Genomic DNA, 19,071 nt, shown 5'->3' on the forward strand with positions numbered 1-19,071 from the left:
TGCCACCATGACAATGCGCATTGCAATCGACGAGTACAAGCAAAACCATCGTGAGGACGGCACCCATCCCGGCGAGCGAGCGTCGGTCAATGGGCTGTTTAGCGGTGACGAGGGACGACTCGTCTACGTTGACCGGGGCGGATCGATCCGCGATTACTCCGGTGCCACATTGAACAAACACGGTATCGAACGCTCGCGTCTGGGGATCGGCTCGGACGATGGGGTCTACTGGTTCGACGAGATGGAGACGACCCGGCAGACCTACGAGGGTGAGACGACGATGATCGTCACGGAACACGACGCCGGCGAGTTCTCCGTCCACCAGTACGATTACACGCTGGATCGGGCACACCTCACCCACGTCGAAGTGCGTGGGGACATGCCAGAGCGCCCACGACTTGTCGCCACGATGGCGTTTGCGCCCGATGGCCAGTCGAGCAGTGTCGGCAATCTCAAGCATCAGGACGTCGTCGAAGTGTTCCACAACGCCGAACACGATTACATCACCGCATCGACAGGCATCCGGAACGTCAGCAGTCAGCGCCGCCAGGGGATGGATGCACTGCTATCGGACGACCCGGGTGGGCTGGGAGTCGACGCTCACACCGACGATGACCTCTCCGATACGATGGTCGTCGAGACGCTTCTCGATGACGAAGGCGGACATGCACAGTCGACGCTCGTCACGCTGGTCGCCGATCATGAGGAGACCAACAGAGACGACGCGCTGGCACACGTCCGGGCGTTCGCAGACCACTACCAGACCGACCGTGCGATTCGCAAGCGTGCGAACCTGCACAACTCGATCGCGATCCCAGATATCCCTTCCCGGGACTCAGTCGTCGATGACCTGCGCGCGCTCTCCCTGCTCACTGCGCCGACGGGAGCACGGATCAAGGCCCCGGAGTTCGACCCGTATCACGTCTACTCCGGCGGCTACGGCTACACCTGGTTCCGAGACGATGCGGAGATCGCCCGACACCTGCTCTCCGTCGACGAGCAGTTCGGCGTCGACCTCGCCGATCGTCACGCCGACTCGGCCCGACTCTACGCCGACACGCAGCTCTCCGACGGGACGTGGCCACAGCGAGTGTGGGCGCACAACGGCGCGCTCGCACCGGGTTGGGGCAACTCTCGTGTTAGCCGTGGCGGCTCCGAGTACGCCGCGGACGGAACCGCAAGCGTGCTGGCGTATCTCGCGACCTACCTGCGACAGGGCTCTCCCGAGACCGATCTGTTTGCCCGGGTTGAAGAGACGATCCGGGCAGGGTTCGAAGGACTGACCGACCTCCTCGACAAGGACGGGCTTCCGGAGCCGTGTCTGGACCTCTGGGAGGGCGATACCGGTCGGTTTACTCACACGGCCGCGATGGAACTGCTCGCCTTTTCGGCCATCGCACGCGCACCGATCGACCAGGAGTTGACCGAAGCGGCATCGGCACGGGCCAAAGCGATCTACGAGGGTCTCGACGATCGGTACACCGAGGAGGGCATCTTCGAGCGAAAACCCGGCGACACGACCGCCGACGCGAGCACGCTTGCGCTCGTCGAAGCACACCGTGAGTATGCTCACGGCGTCGGCGACGTCGACGATACCCGGCTCGATCAGCTCGCCTCACACGTCGACATGACCATCGAGCGGCTCACACGGACTGACGATACCGGCGATCTCTTCGGCCTCTGTCGGTTCGAGGGCGATGAATTCCGCCAGCGTGGACAGGACGGGGAGAAGGTGTGGCCCCTCGCGACGATCTGGGGGGCCGAGGCCCTCGCGGCGCTGGGCGGCCTCGTCGAGGACGAGGAGTGGGAAGAGCAGATGTTCGAGTGGTCCAGAGAGCTGCTCGCCGCCGTCGAGTCGGAGGGACAGCTTGTCGGCGAGTCCGGGTATCTCTCCGAGCAGGTGTTCGATGACGGACGTGCCGACAGCGCGACGCCACTGGCATGGTCACACGCGAAACGATCGGGGACGATCGCGACGCTACAGAAGGTCGGTGGGTTCAGTACGACCTCGCAGACGACGCAGCCGGTCGGCCCGGCAGTGGCATCCACGTGGACCACTGGCGAAAAGTACGGAATCGGGACGGCTGCAGACCACGGCACTGAATCACCCTCGCGGGTCTGGTTCACGCTGACAGAGGGGGCACTTACCGAGCCACGCTTCCCGCGGGCCGACCTGATGAACTTCCGGACGCTCGATTTCCTCGTCGTCGACGCCGACGAGGAGTCGACCTATACCGCGCGAACCCACAACGAGAGTCGGACCGACGACTCGCTGGAGACGATCGAGCGTGAAACCGAAATGGTCGGCTCCGACTCGCTGGTCTACCGACAGACCATCACCGAGACCGGATCGAACGGTCACGGCTGGGAGATCGTCGTCGAGTACATCACCGATCCGGAGACAGAGACGATCCTGATGGACTTCGGCTTTACCGCGACCGACAGCAACCAGTACGATATCTACGTCGTCGGTGACGCCGCGCTCTCGGGCTACATGCAGGGCACGGAGACCGAACTCGTCGAGGATACCGACGGCTACGCGCTGACTGCGTGGGACGTCGAGGCGGCGGAAGACCCCGCCTTCGTCGATCCGAACGGCGAGCCGTACCAGGTGGCTGCCGCGCTTGCCTCGCATCGATCCTTCGACTGGGCGACCGTCGGCCGCGCGGGACAGGAGCATCTCGCTCGTCTGTTCGCAGACGGGGAGACGATCGAATCCGTCGAACACGCAGATCCCGGCCACGGCGTGCTCGTCGGGCGGGTGGGTGAACGGACCGGATCGATCGCGGACACGATCGCGCTTGGCTTCGCGGAGAACGCGGATACCGAACGCGCGTTTACCGAAGCCCAGCGTGCACTTTCGCGGGGCTACGTCGGCGTCAGAAGCGAGTACGTCGATAGCTGGCAATCCTACACCGATTCGATCGAGCTTCCGGAGTCCGTACAGTCTAGCCCGGTGCTCGCGAACCAGTACCGTGCAGCCGCGATGGTGCTCAAAGCCGTCGAGGACAAGACGTTCGTCGGCGCTGGGATCGCCAGTCCGTCGGTGCCGTGGGGCGTCAACGTCGACGCGGAGAACCCGATGGACTTCGGTTACAACTTCACCTGGTCCCGTGACCTCTATCAGGTGTTCACCGCGCTGGAGGCGATCGGCGACCTCGAAAGCGCCATCGAGGCGACCGAGTACATCTACGATTACCAGCAGCGACCGAACGGGTTCATCTCGCAGAACACCTACCTCGACGGACGGATCCGGTGGGGCGGCGAACAACTCGACAACGTGGCGTTCCCGTCGGTGATGGCCTATCAGCTCTACGCTGACCACGGCATCGAGTTCGACGACGTCGTCTACGAGTACGATCACGTCCGCCGATCCGTCGAGTATATGCTCCGCTCGGGGCCACGAAGCGGCCAGGAGCGCTGGGAGGAGGAAGCGGGCTACTCGCCGTCGACGATCGCCGCCGAGATCGCCGGGATCGCCTGTGCGGCACCGTTAGCGGACGCGGAAGGCAAGCGCGCAGACGCGCTTGCGTACCTCGGTTTTGCCGACTACTGGCGAACCGGCGTCGACCGCTGGTGTGCGACCTACGAGGGGACCGAACGACACGGCGATGTGCCGTACTACATTCGTGTCTCCCGAAACGGGGATCCCGACAGCGGCGTCAAACGCGAACTGGCGAACAACGGGCCAACGCTGGACGAACGGGATATCATCGACGGTGGATTCCTCGAACTCGTCAGGCTTGGTATCCGCGAACCCGACTACGAGCTCATCGAGAACTCGATCGAGGTCGCCGACGACACGATTCGCGTCGAGACACCGAACGGCCCCGGCTGGTACCGGTACAACGGAGACTGCTACGGTGAAATGAGCGAGGTAGAACCGGACGAGGGTGGCCCGTGGGCACTCGACCGACAGGGAGCCGGTCGGCTCTGGCCGATCTTCACCGGCGAACGCGCCGAATACGAACTACTCGCCGGCACCGATGGCGGCGAGGAGGATCCCCAGCGGCTGCTCGAAACGATGCAGCAGTTCGCAAACTCCGCGCGGATGATTCCCGAACAGGTCTGGGACCGTGAGTACCCGACCGAGTACGGGTGGGAGTTCGGCGAGGGAACCGGCGCTGCCACGCCGCTGGCGTGGAGTATGGCACAATTCATTCGGCTCGCCGACGGCATCGACGCTGGCACGCCAGTTGAAACGCCAACGTTCGTGCAAGAGCGATACACCGTGCACGATCCGGACGGCCCGCCGCTGGCGGTCGACGAGATCACGATCGAGAACGAGACGGCGACTGTCACCGGAACGACACGTGGCGACAGCGTCGTCCTCTGGACCCACGACGATACGCAGCTGTATTCCGTCGGCGACGGTGACTTCGAGGGTACCGTCGAGGTCGGCCCAAGTACCGAGTCGGTGACTGTCATCGCGGCGACCGACGCCGACGAACTCGAACAGGTCGGTACGACGCTCACGACGGTCGGCATCTGACAGGTGTGACTCCGTCTCACTGACGAGACGGTTGCACCACGTTTACTACACTCGCCTCTGAAAGTAATTCTATGAGCCGGTTTTCACGTCAAAGCGGGGTGTTCGCGCACCCGACATCGCTGCCCAGTACTCACGGTATCGGATCGATCGGACAGCCATCCCGGGAGTTCATTGACACGCTCGCCGAAGCCGATCAGTCGCTCTGGCAACTGTGCCCACTCGGACCGATCTCCAGTATCCACGGCAACTCGCCGTACCAGGCGTACTCCGCATTCGCCATCGAACCGCTCCTGATTGACCTCGACGTGCTGGTCGAAGAGGAACTACTCACACCCCAGGAAGCGACACCTGCCGAGCCGTTCTCGGATGAGTACGTCGACTATGATGCTGTCCGTGAGTTCAAATATCCACTTCTCCGGACGGCGTTCGACCGGTTCGACGATGATCGCCCCGACGAACTGTGGGACGCGTTCGAGCGCTTCCGCGAGGAGACGGGCTGGCTGGAGAATTACGCGCTGTTTCGCGCGCTGAAACGCGAGTTCGACGGAGAGGCCTGGACCGACTGGCCCGAGCCAGTCGCGCTACGCGAGCCCGACGCCCTCGACGAGTACCGCGAGGAACTGGCTGACGAGATCCGCTATCGGGCGTTTCTGCAGTTTGTCGCCGCCCGGCAGTGGGACCGACTCAGAGCTCACGCCGAGCAACGCGGCGTCCAGGTAGTCGGAGACCTCCCGATCTACGTCGCACAGGATAGCGCCGACGTCTGGGCCAACCCCGAACTGTTCGAACTCGACGAGGACGGCACGCCGAAGGACGTCTCGGGCGTCCCAGCGGACGAGGTCAACCCCGCACAGAAGTGGGGGCCGCCAGTTTACGACTGGGCCGAACACGAGGCCTCGGGCTACGAGTGGTGGATCGCCCGACTCGAACGGCAGCTCGAACTCGCCGATATCGTACGGCTCGACCACTTCCGTGGCTTCAAGGAGTACTACGCCATTCCCGCCGATGGTGACGGAGACGAGGGCGAATGGCGAGACGGACCCGGAATCGACTTTTTCGATCGGATCGAAGCGGAACTCGGCGAGCTTCCCTTTATCGCCGAGGACATCGGCTTCATCACCGAGGAGATCACCCAGCTTCGCCGCGATATCGACGCACCCGGGATGAAAGTGATGCAGTACGCCGACTGGTGTTCCGAAGACCACATCTACCTTCCACACACCTACGAAGAGGACACCGTCGCGTATCCCGGCACCCACGACACGAACACGGTTCGAGGATGGTACGAAGCGCTGGACAACGAGCAGGTCGACTGCCTTCACTACTACCTCGGGAGCGACGGCAGCGAGATCCACTGGGACATGATCGAACGCGCCTGGCACACTGCCTCCTCGCTGGCGGTCGTCCCGCTACAGGACCTGTACGGTCTCGGTGCCGAAGCGCGGTTCAATACGCCGGGAACCGAGAGCGGCAACTGGGACTGGCGCTGTACCGACGAGCTACTTGAGGCGTTCCCGACCGACCGCCTGCGGACGATCACCGACGAAGCGGGTCGGTAGGCTCCCGAGCGGATTGTACAGGTCCGTCTCCTGCTGAAAGAGTTCGACAGATACCGTCTCCGGATGTCTATTAAACCACTGATATGTAGGGTGTATTTAGCCACGCTGATAGCTTGGTCTGTCCCACCCCGAATATATTTTCTCCACCCGAATCGGGTATATTACACATACCGGCCACATGAGCGATGATCGGCAGACACACATGGCGATTCGTGTGTGTCGGAGCGTTAGACTTAACATGATACGGGAACTATTACCCTACATTCACATGTACGATCTGACCGGATTCCAGCGCGACCTGCTGTACGTCATTGCCGGACTCGATGATCCCCATGGGCTGGCGATCAAAGACGAACTCGAAGAGTACTACGAAAGCGAGATCCACCATGGCCGACTCTACCCGAACCTCGACACGCTGGTCGAGAAAGGACTCGCCGAAAAAGGGGAACTCGACCGACGGACGAACTTCTACTCGCTCACCGCTCGCGGTAGCCGTGAGATCGAAGCGCGCCGCGAGTGGGAGGCCGAGTACGTCGACGAGTCGGTGTCGGTTACGGCGAACTGATCACTGCGTTGCCGCTTCGGTCGCCCCGCCCGACTTGAGATCTCTCCCCGTCGTACACTCGACACAGCCGCTGACGTTCTCCTGGTTGTCACCGAACACGCGAGCGAAGTCTCGGGTCACGAACGCCCCACAGTTGTTGCACGTTGGCATACTCGGTCGTTTGCCGTGTAACCCGCTTAGTTACTAACCGGGTATGAACGAACGATTCTGAACGGTTCGAAACACCGCACTCCGGTAACCGGTTACGATGGGGTTTCATCCAAGTATTTTCGGCCTGTGCGATCAAGCTGCCGGTGTTCGGTGAGTACCCTCACCGTCGCCACCATGCGCCAGTGGCAGTCTCGTGTGGTGTGAACGGGGTAATCCGAACTTATCGAGACCGCGAGACACGACTGTAGCGACAGTCAGTCCTGACGACACACCGCAGAAGATAACTTCTCTCGACGGATGGTAGCGAGCATGACGCTCTCCCTCGAAGACCTGGACTCTCATCTGTTCAAATGCGCGGACATCATTCGCGATGCAGTCGACCCGACCGACTACAAGGAGTTCATCCTGCCGTTAGTCTACTACAAGGCGATCTCCGACGAGTTCGAGAAGCAGTATGAACAGAACGTCGAAGAGTACGGCGACGAGGAGCTGGCACGGAACCCCAGCCTCTATGACGTACCCGTCGTCCCCGAAGGCTATCTCTGGGAAGATCTCCGAGCAGTCAGCGACAACGTAGACGAGGCACTCAACGAAGCGTTCGACGCTGTAACCGACGAGAACCCCGAACTCACGGGTGTCTTCCGCGCGGACTACATCGATGCCGACGCGCTGGATGACGATCGGCTCGGTAAACTCGTCGAACACCTCTCTACCCACGATCTCGATCGCGACAGCATCCCCCCGGACATGCTCGGTGAGGCGTACATGGACCTCGTGCGCCAGTTCGCCGAAGAAGAGGGCAAGTCCGGCGGGCAGTTCTTCACGCCGCCACACATCGTCGAACTCTGTGTCCGACTCGTTGACGAGTTCGAGGACGGCGACACGTTCCACGACCCGACAGTCGGCTCCGGTGGGATGCTCATCGAGGCCGCGCGCTACTACCGCGAGGAACTCGGCGGTGACCCCTCCAAGCTCCGCTTCACGGGCCAGGAGATCAACCCGGACATCGCGGCCATCGCGAAGATGAACCTCTCGATCCACGGCCTTCACGGCTCGATCGAGCGTGAGGACTCGCTGTCGAGTCCGGCGTTTACCGACGAAGACCAGAACGAGCTAACGCGGTTCAACAGGGTTCTCGCCAACTTCCCGTTCTCGGCGGACTGGGCGAAAGACGAACTGCAAGACGACCCCTACGAGCGCTTCGACTGGCACGAGAAGCTCCCACGCGCCGACCGGGGTGACTACGCGTTCATCATGCACATCGCGAAGCAGTTGAAAACGCCAGAGAAAGACGGCGAGGGCGGGAAGGCGGCGATCGTCATTCCACACGGCGTGCTGTTCCGCAAGCACGAGGGGCGATACCGAAAGCCGATGCTGGAGAATGATATGGTGGAAGCGGTCGTCGGACTCCCCGAGAACCTATTCCAGAACAACTCGATCCCCTCGGGAATTCTCGTGTTGAACACGGACAAGCCAGAGGAGCGAGAGGATGAGGTGCAGTTCATTCACGCCGCCGACGAGGACTTCTACCAGGAGCTCTCGAACCAGAACGAACTAATCGACGAGGGGCTGGATCACATTGTCGAGAACTTCGAGAACTGGACGACCGAGGAGCGCGTCAGTCGGACGGTTTCACTGGAGGAGATTCGGGAGAACGACTACAATCTGAATATCGCGCTGTACGTCGATACGACTGAGCCGGAAGAAGACATAAACGTAGAAGAGGAACTCGGGAAACTACGCGAGTTACAGGCTGAACGAGACGAGATTGAATCACGCATGAATCAGCACATGAGGGCACTGAATTATGAGTGAAGAAGCAACCTTGGATGATTTCACCGAGACTGCTGAAGAGGCAGAGTCGGGAGAGGATGGTGAACAAGAACTCTTCGGGTTGGGGGAGATACCGGCATATTGGACAATTGACTCGCTCGCGGATATAGCCGAAATTATCCCGGGAAACTCACCCCCTTCGTCTACCTACAACGAGGAAGGAGAAGGGCTTCCATTCTTCCAAGGCAATTCAGAGTTCGGACACTTCCACCCCAAGGCAGATACATGGTGTTCGGACCCTCGGAAAGAAGCCGAAAAGAATGATGTGCTGATGAGCATTCGCGCTCCGGTTGGGGACCTGAATATCGCTGATAGGAACTGCTGTATCGGGCGTGGACTTGCGGCCCTAAGACCAGAAACTGTCAGTGGACTCTACCTCTTCTACAATCTTGCAGAACGAAGGCCATGGCTTTCCCGTCTTGCTACTGGTAGTACATTTAAATCCGTCACAAAAAACGACCTACAGTTGCTTGATGTTCCGATTCCACCACTCTCGGAACAGCGCAAAATCGCCACCGTATTCCACAACGTTGACCAAGCAATTCAGAAGACCGAAAAAACTACTTCTCAACTGGGCCGAGTAAAAGAAGGTCTGTCTCAAACCCTATTTTCAGAGGGGTACCGAAACCACAGCCAATTCAAATCAACCAAGTACGGTGAAGTACCAGAGAGTTGGCGTGTTTTGAAACTTGCTGAGATAACATCTCAGATCCAAGCCGGTGGCACACCCGATACTAATGAACCAGAGTATTATGGCGGTGACATTCCTTGGGTTAAGACCGGAGAATTGTCGCAGTACCGTGTGAAGGAAACAGAGCAAAATATCACTGAAAAAGGATTCCAAGAATCTACGGCACGACTGTTCTCGCCCGGAACAATCTTAATCGCAATGTACGGGGCAACAACCGGAGAGGTATCTCTGCTTGATATTGAGGCTACAACGAATCAGGCATGTTGCGGTGTTGTTACTACTGATGATATGAAACCTGAATTTTTATTCCATCAACTGAACTATCTCTCTAACCACCTCAAATCGTTGAGCGCAGGGTCAGGTCAGCAGAATATTAGTAAAGGAATCATCGAAAAGTTCGATGTAGTCGTTCCGCCAGTTGAAGAACAGAGTTCAATAGTTAGTGTATTGAATAGCGTGGACGAATCTATCTCGGAAAATAAGTCTGCGAAGAGGCAATATCAGCGCCTCAAACAAGGCCTCATGCAAGACCTCCTCTCCGGAACAGTCAGAACGACCGACACTACCATAGAGGTCCCCGACGAGATCGCACAGTATGGATAGCCTCTGATGTACCGCGTGTCGGTCAAGCAGTCAGCCGTACAATCAAACGATGCTGTTGCAGACATCGTGGAGGAACAGGGGGCAGTCCTTGAGTTTCAGTCACGAACGGAGGCAGAAACGCTCGCACGGCGTCTGAGCCACTCTGGGGATCACGTAGGGATTCAGAAAGTCGCTCCCCAGGACCCCGAAGACGTGGATGGCTACCTGATCTCCTCGCCCAAACGCTATACCTCGGAGCCGAAAGAGTCGACAGTGACTGGGCTGACATTCGATGTCGGGCCGAATCAGTACGGTGAACTGGGAGAGGCGCTGGTGTGTGGCTCCTACGGCCTGTCGCCCGGGATACAGTACTACTTGTACAACGAACTGGAGGGCATCGAAGAGGAAACCCACCGTCTCCGCGGCACTGACGACGCGCAGCTTCCGGACGACATCAGAGCGGACGTGTCGTGGTCGCCGGACTGTGTGGTGCGGGTCCGATCGAGAGCCGACTGGCGTATCGTCGAACAGTATTTTTGCGAGATCAAGACCGGAGACGCATCGTTCGAGCGCAATCAGGTCCGTGGCATGAAGGCAGTCGCTCGCGGGTACGGCGTTCTGAAGATTCGGGTCGTCATTGACGCCCTGCCGGACGAGTACACGGTCCGGATAACGGAAGTTCACTCGGAGTAGCTGGTTGGATAGGTCGTCTCCGACGATGTCCTAATCACTGGCGTCAACGCGAGATCACCGACGAAATCGCCCAGCATGGCTGACACCATCGGTTCACGGGAGCAAGGACCTTTCCACAACTGCTGTTGATCGTGCAGCACCAGGAATCCATGTCGTATCGACCGGCCACGGGCTCGAAGAGGTACCAGAAGTAGTGCTCACAGGCGGAACACTTACCTGCTATTGAACTGATTAATGGTTCATGAACCGCAAAACAGTTCGGTCGGGAGATGGATGTGAGGGAACGTACGTTTGCCTCCCGATTCCACTCGGTGATCGCGAGGCGTTCCGACACCGCGCAACAGCTGACATCCTCCATATACTCGCTGATAACCCGGACAGGGCGTTCTCGAATCGGGAACTCCATCGATTGACGGACCGCGGAATGTCGAGCGTGAACGCCGCCGTTCTCTCGCTCGAAGCCCTCGGTATCATTCGCGTCGATCGCGACGGACGGTCAAACGCCGTCCAGATTCACCCGGAGCGATTCGTTCGCAGCGATGATCCAGTTACCACGATCCCACAGACCGAGTTCCACGACCCAGTGCGAACTGTTCGGGATCGGCTTGTAGAGCGTATTGGTGAGCAGGCAGCCATCGTGTTGTTCGGAAGTGTCGCCCGCGGCGAGGCCGACCGGGCAAGCGATATCGATGTCTTCGTTATCGTTGGTGATGGCCGCATGGCAGCACAACGAGCGGCCCACAGTATCGAGGACGAGATTACGTCGGAACAGTTCGATGGTGATCGATTCGAGCCGCACATTGTCGTCGAAACGCGGGAGTCAGCAGTAACACACGACCGAATCCGTACCGTACTGGTGGAGGGGATCACGCTTCAGGACGCCCCGGTTCTCGACGCGGTGAAACAGGAGGTGTTCGCGAATGGGACTTGAAGCGGTTGTTGCTGCTGTCGAACACGTCGAGTCGTTGTTAGCCGACGAGGAGACCGGCCCTGTCCAGGATTCGTTGTCCTGGCAGCAGACGGATGCTGACGTGCAACTGGGGAAAGCCTGTGCGATGCTGGGAACGTGCCGACAGTTACGCGACGGAACGAACAACTACGTCAGTATCGTCGAGTTGTCGTTCAATGCGATCGAACGGTCGTTCCAGTTCTATTTGGTAGATCAGACTGCGGCAGAGTCATCTGATTTCAGAAAACATGAGCAAGTGTTCGAGGATATCGAAAATCGTGGGGTATTTTCCGATACAGGTGTGGCCGCCCGAATTGATGCGTTCCGGTCGGAGCATCGTGCCCGAATCTATTACGATATTGATCGGCCCGGCCGAGATCTGGCAGTGGGGATGCACGAGCTAGCTGAGGAAGTCCATTCGTACGCTGTCGAGTTTGCGGATGCGCAGTCTCGATGTAACTGCAACGAGCGCCACGAGAGCAAGCCATGACGCTGTTGTATGGCGTCCGAGATGGTCGAATCTGTCTCATCCTGACATAGTAATCGATAGACACATCCGGTAAGCGAACAAACACGACGGTAATGGTTAGCACTCCCAACGAAGGCGGCGTCGAGCGGTCCCTCCTCTCGTGGCTCGACGGCGTCGGTTGGGAAACTCATGGGAAAGACGGCGGACAGGGGGCCAAGGTCCTTGACGAGACACACGATCGCAAGCAAAAGGAGGTCATCTACTGGGATCTGCTAGAAGAGCAACTGATCGCGCTCAACGACGAGATCACCGAGGACAACGTCGGCACATTCACCACATCCCTCCGGCGGGACCTCGATCACGACAACTTGCTCGCTGGTAACCAGCATTTTCACGAACTACTGACGAAAGGCAAGACGTTCACCGTCCAGACCGACAAGAACGGAAAAGAGACGGTCTACGTTGATCTGATCGACTTCGAGACCCCGGAGGCCAATCGCTTCCACGCGGTCAACCAGTTCTCCGTCTCGCGCGGGACGACGATCCGTCCTGACGTGACGCTGTTCGTCAACGGGATCCCGCTGGTGACGATGGAGCTGAAAAGTCTCGCGCAGGACAACGACTACTACGACGCCATCACGGACCTTCAGGAGTACGAGGAGGACGTCCCCCGGCTGTTCGTTCCGGGGCTGTTCAACGTCGCCGCCGACACGATGGAGCTTCGCTACGGGGCCGTGGGCGCACCGGGCGAGTTCTACGAGCCGTGGAATGAAGCGCCCGCGGAGTATGCCGCCGAAGAGAACCGGATGAAACAGGCGACGCAGGCGTTGTGTAATCCGGGGACCCTCCTGGACGTACTGAAGAACTTCGTCTTCTTCGAGGAACGGCCCGGCGGTGACGCCAAGATCATCCCGCGGTACATGCAGTACTACGCGGTCAACCGGATCCTCGATCGCGTCCGGCGCGGTGAACACGACCGCGGACTCATCTGGCACACGCAGGGATCGGGCAAGTCGTTCACGATGCTCTACGCCGCGGAGAACCTACTCTCCGGAAGTGCCGCCCGCAATCCGCAGGTCTTCATCATCGTCGATACGGACAAGCTCAACAGCCAGATGCGCGACCAGCTGGCAAACCTCTCGCTTTCGCACTGGACTGAAGCCGAGAGTATCGATCACCTTCAGGAACTCATCGAGGAGGGCAGTAGCCAGCTCGTTTTGACGACTATCCAGAAGTTCCAGGACGTGGAACCGGACGTGCAAGGGAACAACGAGGTCGTGGTCATGTCCGATGAGGCCCATCGGTTCATGGAGGCCGACCTTGGGAGCCGACTTGATGCCGCGCTTCCCGACAGTACCCACTTCGGGTTTACCGGAACGCCCGTCCGCGAAGGGGAACGCGAGAAGGACAAGAACACCTTCCGTGAGTTCAGCCCAGAGGGCGAGGATTACCTCCATCGCTACTCGGTCAAGCAGGGGATCGACGACGGCCTGATCCTGCCAGTCTACTTCACGCTCCGCCACGAGATGGAGTGGGAGGTCTCCGAAGACGCTCTCGACGAACAGTTCGAGCAGGAGTTCCGCGGCATGACGACCGAGGAGAAACGAGAATTCATCAAGGATAACGTGACCAGCCGGACTATGGCGGAGATCGAACCCCGCGTGGACCGCGCTGTCGAGGAGATCGATGAACACTACAGCGAGAAGGTCGCTCCCAACGGCTGGAAGGGGATGGTCGTGACGCCAAGCCGTCGGTCGGCCGCGATGTACGGCGAACGCCTTCAGGAGCGCCGCGGTGAGGACGCTGTCGAGGTACTCTACACAGCGACGAAGGACGACCCGGACCTCATCCAGCAGTTCCACACCGAAAACGAGGAACGCGACCAGATCGTCAAGCGATTCAAGGATCCAGACGAGAACCCGAGCCTGCTGGTCGTCCACGACATGCTGTTGACCGGGTTTGACGCCCCGATCCTGAAGACGATGTATCTCGACCGAAACCTCAAAAACCACAATCTCATGCAGGCGATCGCCCGGACCAACCGGGTTGCCGAAAACAAGGAGAACGGCGAGATCGTTGATTTCCAGGGCGTCTTCGAGAACATCGACGAGGCCCTCGATTACGACGCAGAGACGAAGGCCTACGCCGCTCGTGACAAGGAGGAGCTGTACGACGACCTGATCGATCAACTGGAGTCCGTCGTAGACATTTTCGATGGCATTCCGATGGACGACTCGCAGGAAGCGACCAACGAGGCCGTCAACCGAATTAGCAAGCACCCCGAGCGACGGCAGTTCAAGCAGGGATTCCGCCGCCTCCAGAATCTCTACGAATCCGTCGCGCCGGACCGCCGTCTGATCGAGGACGGGATTCAGGACCAGTACAAGTGGCTCAGCAAGATACAGGTCGCCTTCCAGCGCACCACGTCGGGAACGGAGAGTCCTGAAGAGGATATGCAGGAGAAGACTCGCGAGATCCTCAACGAGAACGTTGACGTAGGCAAGATTCGCGACGACTTTCCAACATACAAGCTCGGAGAGGAGTACCTCGAAGACGTCGAAGAACTCGACAATCCGGGGGTGAAAGCGTCCCAGATCGCACACGCCACACAGGACCATCTTCATCCGCGGATGGGGCAGAACCCACGGTATCAGCGACTTAGCGAGCGCGTTACCGAAATCGTTGAACGCTGGCAGGGGAAAGATCTCTCCGATCCTGAAGCGGTTGAGGCGCTGAAGTCCGTCGAGAAGGAGGTACTCGAAGTAGAGGAGGAAGCAGGTGAGGAGGCCGCTGAACGGGCGACCTATGCCATTGAAACGCACCTGACCGAAGAATACGACGATGCTCTCGAAGACGACGAGAACGCCGCGGAGCTTGCGGCCGCTATCGTGGAAACCTTCGAGGACCGCATTGATTACGGGTATCCCGGATGGGAGACGACACAGTCTACCGAACAGCAGATCACGAAACTCGTCTTCGACGTGGTGATCAAAGAGTTCGACCGTGCCGACCTCATTTCGGGATCGTTCGAGGACGATATTCGGACGTACCTGATCAGCAATTATGTCTGAGTCCACCCAGGGTGAGGCCACGCTTCTCGGGAAGACCGTACCGTATGAGGTACGTCGGAGCAAGGAGGCGACCGAACCCCGGATCGACGTGGATATTCACGGCGTCCGAGTCGTGGTTCCTGAGGGCTCTTCAGCGGATCCAGAGACCCTTCTCGCCGAGAACGGGGCGTGGGTCGTCGAGAAACAGTCCAAGTACGAACGGTTTCGCGAACAGGTCCCCGATCGAGAGTTTGCAGTCGGTGAAGCGTTTCCATATCGAGGGGAGCCCCACGAGATCGTCGTTGAGAAACGGCCCACCTCACGAGTGGTCGATAGAGAGTTCCGTCTCGCAAAACACCACGTCGAACAGACCTCTATCAAACGGGCCCTGGAAACGCTGTATCGCCGTAAAGCTCGCGAGTGGTTCAAGGACCGAGCTGATCACTTCGCCGAGGAGATGGGTGTTGAGTACGAACAGATCGATATCCGGAATCAACGAACGAAGTGGGGGAGCTGTTCAACGTCGGGGACGCTCGGCCTCAACTGGCGGTTGATGATGGCCCCAGAAGAGGTTGCAGAGTATATTGTTGTCCACGAATTGGCGCATCTCCGCGAACAGAACCACACCGAGGAGTACTGGTCACTGGTCGCTGTACACGATCCCGAGTACGAATCTCACGCAGCTTGGCTCGAATCGAACAGTGCCCGTCTCGTCTTTTCGCAGGAGGACCTGTGATCTAGGCTGTTCGGTGCCCACTGCACAGCTCACACCTTGCGTGGTGGGGAGTATTTTTCAGAATAATACGTCGGCCGGGAGTTTGCTGAGCGAAGCAAACATTGATCGACTCTGTCGATCAGGAGTGAGCAAACGCGGTTTGTTTGCGAACTACGGGCGACGCACGACCGCAGAGAGTGCACCGGAAGACTCACACTGTTCGTCTTCCGAGCCCAGCCTCGCTTCGCTCGGCTGGACATCGGCCAGGGATTTGAACCCGAGGCAAACGCTCACTCCGTTCGCGTTTGCGTGATTCAAATCCCTCTGACGATTTCACTGCTCACTGTGGTTCACAGTAGAAATGCGTCGGCCGGGATTTGAACCCGGGCCATGAGCTTGGAAGGCTCAGGTCCTGCCACTAGACCACCGACGCGCACATGGTGAAACGCATCGGGAGTCAAGACCCGATACGCTGTACCGGTGGGCCGTAGGCCCACACCAGCGTGCACCCTATCGTAATCCGCCGTCCATTAAGGGCGTTTCCCTTTCGGTCCGACGACTGCGTAGCAGTTGCCACTGGAGAGGAAGACGTCGAGTGGATCGAGCGCGCTCCGGTCGAGATCAGCGCGGAACTCTTCGGGATCGTAGATGTGGTAGAATCGGTCGACTGCCTCGCCACCGGGAAGCGTCCACTCGACCGTTGTATCGAAGCCCTCGTCGGCGTCAAACGTGTCGTGTGCCGTGCTCCACGCCGAGACGAGCGCCCTGCCGTCGGGGGCAAGCACCCGCGCCAGTTCGTCGAGACTGGCGACCCGATCCGTCCGGGTGGGCACGTGATGGAGCGTGGCGACGTAGACGGCGAGGTCCACTGCACTGGTCGTGAGGGGAAGCCGCGATGCGTCGCCCTGTACGAGTTCGACGTCGAAGCCACGCTCGCGGCGGCGATCACGCGCAGTTTCGAGCAGCCCACGGCTCACGTCGACGCCGAGCACGCGGTCGACATGCGCCGTGAGCGCTTCGGCGTGACGGCCGTTTCCACAGCCGAGATCAAGCCCGACGGAACCCGTGCGGTCGGAAAGAAACTCCTCGATTTCCGGCCAGGCGTACTCGCGAGTCTTGGCGAAATGGCTCGCGATCTCGTCGTAGGTGTCGCGAACGTCGGCCGTCGAGCGGTCCATACCCGAAGAAGGATCGGTATCGACAAAACAGCGACGGCTCAGAGGAAGAGGAAGACGAGGTAGGCGATCGAGAGCAACACGGCGGCGTGTTTCGCGCCGTCTTTGATCGACCCGCCACTCATCTGTCCGGCGATCAGCCCCGAGAAAACGGCCTGGATTGCGGTCGTGTGGAAGAACACGAGCGTGTAGGCAGTCTCGTTGACCGAGCCGAGTTCGTCGAGGACGCCGCCGAAGCCGACCTGTCCGGCGGCACCGGTCGATTCCGGAAGGACGCTGTCGTCCGGGAGGCTGGGGATGAGTACCAGATCCAGCGCGGCGATGATGACGAGGAAGACGCCGAAGGCGACGTAGACGACGACAACGTAGGTGAGCATCTCCTGGGTCCGTGCTCGCTGGAGACGACGGTCGGCTTTCGCCTGTCCGGCCGCGATCCGGAGGACGCGGGCGAGGTCGCCACTCGCGTTCATCGCGTGCACGATGAGTGTCACGGTTCGAGAAACGGTCTTCGTTCGGACGCGCGTCTCGAACCGTCGGAGCGCCGTGGTGACGTTCGCGCCCCACTGGATGTCCGCCCAGACGCGGTCGAGTTCGTTGTTGAGCGCACCCAGATCGCTCCCGCGGACGCGGCCGAGGCTCTCGATAACCGTCATTCCGGCGTCGTTGACGCTTGCCAGCCGATCCATCAGATCGGGGATGATGGCCTCGATTGCCGCGATCCGGCGGCGATGAATCTCGTAGACGATGGCGAAGCTCCCGATAACGAACAGCGCCGACTGAATGAGGATGTCGTCGAGCACCACCACCAGCGGAATGCCGAGTGATACCGTCCAGTAGAGCCGGAGGACGCCGACGACAACCACAAACGGGACAGTCACCCAGAGGACGGTCACCGGCCGGTCGATCGCCGTTCGTACCGGTTGTCCGAGCACGTCCCGGAGCCAGCGGAGTTGCCGGTACAACTGCACGTTGCGGAGGTTCTCTGCGCGCTGGTCGTTCCGGGAAGCGGTCCGTCCTCCGTCCGTACGGGCAGTGTCAGCAGCGCTCTGGCGGATTCCAGATAGGTGTTCGACCGACGAAGCAATCCCGCTGACGGCATCTCCGGCCGACTGTTCGCCCATCACTGTCGTCAGGTAGAGCATGAACCCGAGATTCGCGAGCGGCAAGAGCACGTAGACGAACAGCCGGAGGAAATCGAGTGTGTCGGTGACGGCGATGCCGATGACGACGAGGATCGTGATCAAAAAGAGTGGTCCGGCAACAAGCACCGTAACGTAGGCCTCTGCGAGCGTGGCCAGCTCGTTGAGCAGCTGTTCTTGCTGGGCCTCGGCTTCCTCCTGAAACGACTCGTGTTCTCCTTCGAGAAATTCAGCAAGGCTCTGTCCGCTCTTGAGGACGCTCGCCAGGTTCTCACAGAACTCTTTGAACTGCGGGCTGGGCGTCTGCTCGCCCATCGTCTGGATCGCCGTCACGACGTCCTTGCCGAACAGGTCCATGTGGCGCACGCCGACGGCAAACTCCTCGGCGGCGGCATCGTAGACGTGCTCGGTCTCGGCGAGAATTCGCATTACCTGTGGGAGCTCCATACCGCTTCGGGAGAGTGCGTACATGAACGCGACCGCCTGTGGCAGGTTGGCCTCGATCCGTGCACTGCGTGCGTCCGCCACGTTGGTCGGATACCACCAGCGGAACCAGTAGACACCCCCCGCGAACAGCGCGCCGACGAGTAGACAGCTGATCACGAGGATCGTCGCCCACTGTACTGTCGGCAACTCGGCACTACCGCCAATACCTGCCAGGAAGTGGAGTGCTGCAGGGAGCTCGGCTACGAGGGCCTCCGGACTGGTCGTCAGGAGACGTCGGACTCCCCGTGCGACGTGAATGCCGAGGACCACGCCGACCAGCCCGCCGAGAACCGCATACAGAACCGTCTTGACGGCGTAGATCCGATACGTGGTGGCGAACTGTGCCTGCCTGAGCCGACGCTCGTGGCGGAGACGTTTTCTGCCAGCCATGTCGAGACGGTCCGCGAACGCAACGATCGAGAGCCGTGTCACGACCCGGTTTGCCCGTTCGCTGAGGATGGCAAACAGTGGCGGTGCAGTCAACAGCGCCACGAGCGCGACCGAGAGAGAGACCCACATACTG

General features: G+C 59.9%; 13 protein-coding genes and 1 tRNA gene. 10 read left to right on the forward strand and 4 right to left on the reverse strand.

Going from position 1 to position 19,071, the window contains the following annotated elements:
• Nucleotides 1–7: 7 nt before the first annotated feature.
• The 3 genes from AArcSt11_RS08825 to AArcSt11_RS08835 all read left to right on the forward strand — a co-directional run bounded on the left by AArcSt11_RS08825 (nucleotide 8) and on the right by AArcSt11_RS08835 (nucleotide 6,616).
• Nucleotides 8–4,492 carry a DUF7997 domain-containing protein gene (locus AArcSt11_RS08825; protein WP_250596392.1) on the forward strand — a complete coding sequence of 1,495 codons (4,485 nt, stop codon included), beginning with the start codon at nucleotides 8–10 and terminating at the stop codon, nucleotides 4,490–4,492.
• Between the two features lie 71 nt (nucleotides 4,493–4,563).
• The gene (malQ, locus tag AArcSt11_RS08830; protein ID WP_250596393.1) at nucleotides 4,564–6,051 is read left to right on the forward strand and encodes a 4-alpha-glucanotransferase; all 1,488 of its coding nucleotides are present in this window, start codon (nucleotides 4,564–4,566) and stop codon (nucleotides 6,049–6,051) included.
• Between the two features lie 268 nt (nucleotides 6,052–6,319).
• Nucleotides 6,320–6,616, forward strand: a complete 297-nt coding sequence (locus AArcSt11_RS08835; RefSeq protein WP_250596394.1) for a PadR family transcriptional regulator — start codon at nucleotides 6,320–6,322, stop codon at nucleotides 6,614–6,616.
• Here AArcSt11_RS08835 and AArcSt11_RS08840 read toward each other — a convergent pair whose 3' ends face one another.
• Entirely contained in the window at nucleotides 6,617–6,766 is a 150-nt protein-coding gene (locus AArcSt11_RS08840) for a DUF7563 family protein (RefSeq protein WP_250596395.1), read from the reverse strand.
• A 309-nt stretch (nucleotides 6,767–7,075) separates the two neighbouring features.
• Between AArcSt11_RS08840 and AArcSt11_RS08845 the strand changes: the two genes are divergently transcribed.
• The 7 genes from AArcSt11_RS08845 to AArcSt11_RS08875 all read left to right on the forward strand — a co-directional run bounded on the left by AArcSt11_RS08845 (nucleotide 7,076) and on the right by AArcSt11_RS08875 (nucleotide 15,769).
• Nucleotides 7,076–8,581: a type I restriction-modification system subunit M gene (locus AArcSt11_RS08845; protein WP_250596397.1), complete on the forward strand. Its 1,506-nt coding sequence runs from the start codon at nucleotides 7,076–7,078 to the stop codon at nucleotides 8,579–8,581.
• Nucleotides 8,574–9,893 carry a restriction endonuclease subunit S gene (locus AArcSt11_RS08850; protein ID WP_250596399.1) on the forward strand — a complete coding sequence of 440 codons (1,320 nt, stop codon included), beginning with the start codon at nucleotides 8,574–8,576 and terminating at the stop codon, nucleotides 9,891–9,893. The genes AArcSt11_RS08845 and AArcSt11_RS08850 overlap by 8 nt, the downstream gene beginning before the upstream one ends.
• A 6-nt stretch (nucleotides 9,894–9,899) precedes the next feature.
• On the forward strand, nucleotides 9,900–10,565 hold the full coding sequence (locus tag AArcSt11_RS08855) for a DUF8081 domain-containing protein (protein WP_250596401.1): 666 nt from the start codon (nucleotides 9,900–9,902) through the stop codon (nucleotides 10,563–10,565).
• Nucleotides 10,566–10,806: 241 nt separating this feature from the next.
• Complete coding sequence (locus AArcSt11_RS08860) at nucleotides 10,807–11,496, forward strand: nucleotidyltransferase domain-containing protein (RefSeq protein ID WP_250596403.1); 690 nt, start codon at nucleotides 10,807–10,809, stop codon at nucleotides 11,494–11,496.
• The gene (locus AArcSt11_RS08865; RefSeq protein ID WP_250596405.1) at nucleotides 11,486–12,004 is read left to right on the forward strand and encodes a DUF8154 family protein; all 519 of its coding nucleotides are present in this window, start codon (nucleotides 11,486–11,488) and stop codon (nucleotides 12,002–12,004) included. The genes AArcSt11_RS08860 and AArcSt11_RS08865 overlap by 11 nt, the downstream gene beginning before the upstream one ends.
• Before the next feature lie 92 nt (nucleotides 12,005–12,096).
• On the forward strand, nucleotides 12,097–15,054 hold the full coding sequence (locus AArcSt11_RS08870; protein WP_250596407.1) for a type I restriction endonuclease subunit R: 2,958 nt from the start codon (nucleotides 12,097–12,099) through the stop codon (nucleotides 15,052–15,054).
• Nucleotides 15,047–15,769, forward strand: a complete 723-nt coding sequence (locus AArcSt11_RS08875) for a M48 family metallopeptidase (RefSeq protein ID WP_250596409.1) — start codon at nucleotides 15,047–15,049, stop codon at nucleotides 15,767–15,769. The genes AArcSt11_RS08870 and AArcSt11_RS08875 overlap by 8 nt, the downstream gene beginning before the upstream one ends.
• Before the next feature lie 341 nt (nucleotides 15,770–16,110).
• Here AArcSt11_RS08875 and AArcSt11_RS08880 read toward each other — a convergent pair.
• From AArcSt11_RS08880 to AArcSt11_RS08890, 3 genes are all read right to left on the reverse strand, one after another.
• Nucleotides 16,111–16,181: transfer RNA gene (locus AArcSt11_RS08880), tRNA-Gly, on the reverse strand.
• A 97-nt stretch (nucleotides 16,182–16,278) separates the two neighbouring features.
• Nucleotides 16,279–16,926 (reverse strand): class I SAM-dependent methyltransferase, encoded by a 648-nt coding sequence (locus AArcSt11_RS08885; RefSeq protein ID WP_250596411.1) that lies wholly within the window; start codon nucleotides 16,924–16,926, stop codon nucleotides 16,279–16,281.
• 38 nt (nucleotides 16,927–16,964) lie between these two features.
• The gene (locus tag AArcSt11_RS08890; protein WP_250596413.1) at nucleotides 16,965–19,067 is read right to left on the reverse strand and encodes a type II secretion system F family protein; all 2,103 of its coding nucleotides are present in this window, start codon (nucleotides 19,065–19,067) and stop codon (nucleotides 16,965–16,967) included.
• Between the last annotated feature and the right edge of the window lie 4 nt (nucleotides 19,068–19,071).

It is taken from the genome of Natranaeroarchaeum aerophilus (assembly GCF_023638055.1).
Taxonomy (GTDB): Archaea; Halobacteriota; Halobacteria; order Halobacteriales; family Natronoarchaeaceae; genus Natranaeroarchaeum; species Natranaeroarchaeum aerophilum.